The organism is Lacrimispora algidixylanolytica, assembly GCF_003609635.1.
GTDB classification, from domain to species: Bacteria; Bacillota; Clostridia; order Lachnospirales; family Lachnospiraceae; genus Lacrimispora; species Lacrimispora algidixylanolytica.
The window spans coordinates 1-3,112 of the sequence record NZ_MCIA01000026.1 but is presented as its reverse complement, the minus strand read 5'-3'; the positions used below and the strand labels follow the sequence as shown (position 1 = coordinate 3,112).

At 50.2% G+C, this 3,112-nt stretch carries 1 rRNA gene; it reads left to right on the top strand.

Features of this window, described 5'->3' with window-relative positions:
* The first annotated feature begins 158 nt into the window (after positions 1-158).
* Positions 159-3,052 (top strand): 23S ribosomal RNA (locus BET01_RS13935).
* Positions 3,053-3,112: the final 60 nt, after the last annotated feature.

Genomic DNA, 3,112 nt, shown 5'->3' with positions numbered 1-3,112 from the left:
AATATCAAGACATCCGAGGTGTTACATCTAACGATGTAACCAAACAAACAAACTCGTTCAAATACCGTAACGTACGGTAAACGAACAAACCTAAGACCAGAGATACAACGCTATGTATCTTAGATGAGTAGCCCGCACCCGCAGGCAAAAGTCGAATTGGTTAAGCTATAAAGAGCACAAGGTGGATGCCTTGGCACTAAGAGCCGATGAAAGACGTGATAAGCTGCGAAAAGCTTCGGGGAGGAGCAAATATCCTTTGATCCGGAGATATCTGAATGGGGAAACCCAGCTGAGCAAACCTCAGTTGTCGTATGGTGAATACATAGCCATACGTCGGGAACCCGGGGAACTGAAACATCTAAGTACCCGGAGGAAAAGAAAGAAAACTCGATTTCCAAAGTAGCGGCGAGCGAAATGGAAAGAGCCTAAACCGTCGTGCGTGCATGACGGGGTTATGGACTGCAATCAAGTGAGACGATTTGTTACCAGAACGGTCCTGGAAAGACCGGCCATAGAAAGTGAAAGCCTTGTATGGGAAAACAATAGTTAGCGAGCAGGATCCAAAGTACCACGAGACACGAGAAACCTTGTGGGAATTCGGGGGGACCACCCCCCAAGGCTAAATACTACTTAGTGACCGATAGCGCATAGTACTGTGAAGGAAAGGTGAAAAGGACCCCGGGAGGGGAGTGAAAGAGAACCTGAAACCTTGTGTTTACAAGCTGTGGAACCACGTTTAAAGTGGAACTGCGTACTTTTTGTAGAACGGTCCGGCGAGTTACCGTTACTGGCAAGGTTAAGCACTTAATGTGTGGAGCCGAAGGGAAACCAAGTCTTAATAGGGCGACTAAGTCAGTAAAGGTAGACCCGAAACCGGGTGATCTACCCATGTCCAGGTTGAAGCTGCCGTAAAAGGCGGTGGAGGACCGAACGCACATCCGTTGAAAAGGGTGGCGATGAGGTGTGGGTAGGGGAGAAATTCCAATCGAACCCGGAGATAGCTGGTTCTCCTCGAAATAGCTTTAGGGCTAGCCTCGTATTAGTCTGCCGGAGGTAGAGCACTGAATTTCCTAGGGGGCGTCAAAGCTTACCAAAGAATATCAAACTCCGAATGCCGGTCAGATGATGTACGGGAGTCAGACTGCACGAGATAAGTTGGGCAGTCAAAAGGGAAAGAGCCCAGACCACCAGCTAAGGTCCCAAAGTGCGTGTTAAGTGGAAAAGGATGTGAGATTTCAGAGACAACTAGGATGTTGGCTTAGAAGCAGCCACACATTCAAAGAGTGCGTAATAGCTCACTAGTCGAGAGGTCTTGCGCCGAAAATGTCCGGGGCTAAAACACGACACCGAAGCTGTGGAATGTACATTTATGTACATTGGTAGAGGAGCATTCTTACCGCGCTGAAGCATTACCGTAAGGAGATGTGGAGTGTTAAGAAGAGAGAATGCCGGAATGAGTAGCGAGATGGAAGTGAGAATCTTCCAGGCCGAATATCTAAGGTTTCCAGAGTAAAGCTGATCTGCTCTGGGTAAGTCGGGGCCTAAGGCGAGGTCGAAAGACGTAGTCGATGGACAACAGGTTGAAATTCCTGTACCGCATATTATCAGAACTGTGGGGACACAGAACCGAGAGAGAACCCGGGAATGAAAAGACCGGGGCAAGCATTGGACTGGTTAAGTTGGCAAATCCGCTTAACAACAGGAAGGTGTGACGCGTACCGAACATAAGTAGGGAAGTCTCTGTAGGGGCTGTCAAGAAAAGCCGCTATTGTGTAATATGTGCCCGTACCGTAAACCGACACAGGTGGATGAGGAGAGAATCCTAAGGCCGGCGGGAGAAGCATTGTTAAGGAACTCGGCAAAATGACCCCGTAACTTCGGGATAAGGGGTGCCTGAGAAATCAGGCCGCAGAGAATAGGCTCAAGCAACTGTTTAGCAAAAACACAGGTCTATGCAAAACCGAAAGGTGAGGTATATGGGCTGACGCCTGCCCGGTGCTGGAAGGTTACGAGGAGGGGTTAGCGGTAACGCGAAGCTCTGAATTTAAGCCCCAGTAAACGGCGGCCGTAACTATAACGGTCCTAAGGTAGCGAAATTCCTTGTCGGGTAAGTTCCGACCCGCACGAAAGGCGTAATGATTTGAGCGCTGTCTCAACAATGCACCCGGTGAAATTGAAATACCAGTGAAGATGCTGGTTACCTGCGCCAGGACGGAAAGACCCCATGGAGCTTTACTCCAGTTTGATACTGGGATTCGGTGTCGCATGTACAGGATAGGTGGGAGGCTATGAATCAAGGACGCCAGTCTTTGAGGAGCCGATGTTGGGATACCACCCTTGCGATATTGGGTTTCTAACCTGCAGCCATTACCTGGCTGGGGGACAATGTCAGGCGGGGAGTTTGACTGGGGCGGTCGCCTCCGAAAGTGTATCGGAGGCGCTCAAAGGTTCCCTCAGAATGGACGGAAACCATTCGCAGAGTGCAAAGGCATAAGGGAGCTTGACTGCGAGACCGACGGGTCGAGCAGGTAGGAAACTAGGACTTAGTGATCCGGTGGTATAAAGTGGGATTGCCATCGCTCAACGGATAAAAGCTACCCTGGGGATAACAGGCTTATCACTCCCAAGAGTTCACATCGACGGAGTGGTTTGGCACCTCGATGTCGGCTCATCGCATCCTGGGGCTGTAGTAGGTCCCAAGGGTTGGGCTGTTCGCCCATTAAAGCGGTACGCGAGCTGGGTTCAGAACGTCGTGAGACAGTTCGGTCCCTATCCGGCGTGGGCGTAGGATATTTGAGAGGAGCTGTCCTTAGTACGAGAGGACCGGGATGGACTGACCTCTGGTGTATCTGTTGGTGATCAACACCATGGCAGAGTAGCTAAGTCGGGACGGGATAAACGCTGAAGGCATCTAAGCGTGAAGCCCCCCTCAAGATGAGATATCCCATCGCAAGAGTAAGACCCCTTGAAGACGACGAGGTAGATAGGGCAGAGGTGGAAGCATGGCAACATGTGTAGCTGACTGTCACTAATAGGTCGAGGGCTTAACCAGGTTGGTTTAGGTAAGAGTAAGAACGGATGATAGATATATAACAATGTGTGGTTTTGAGGG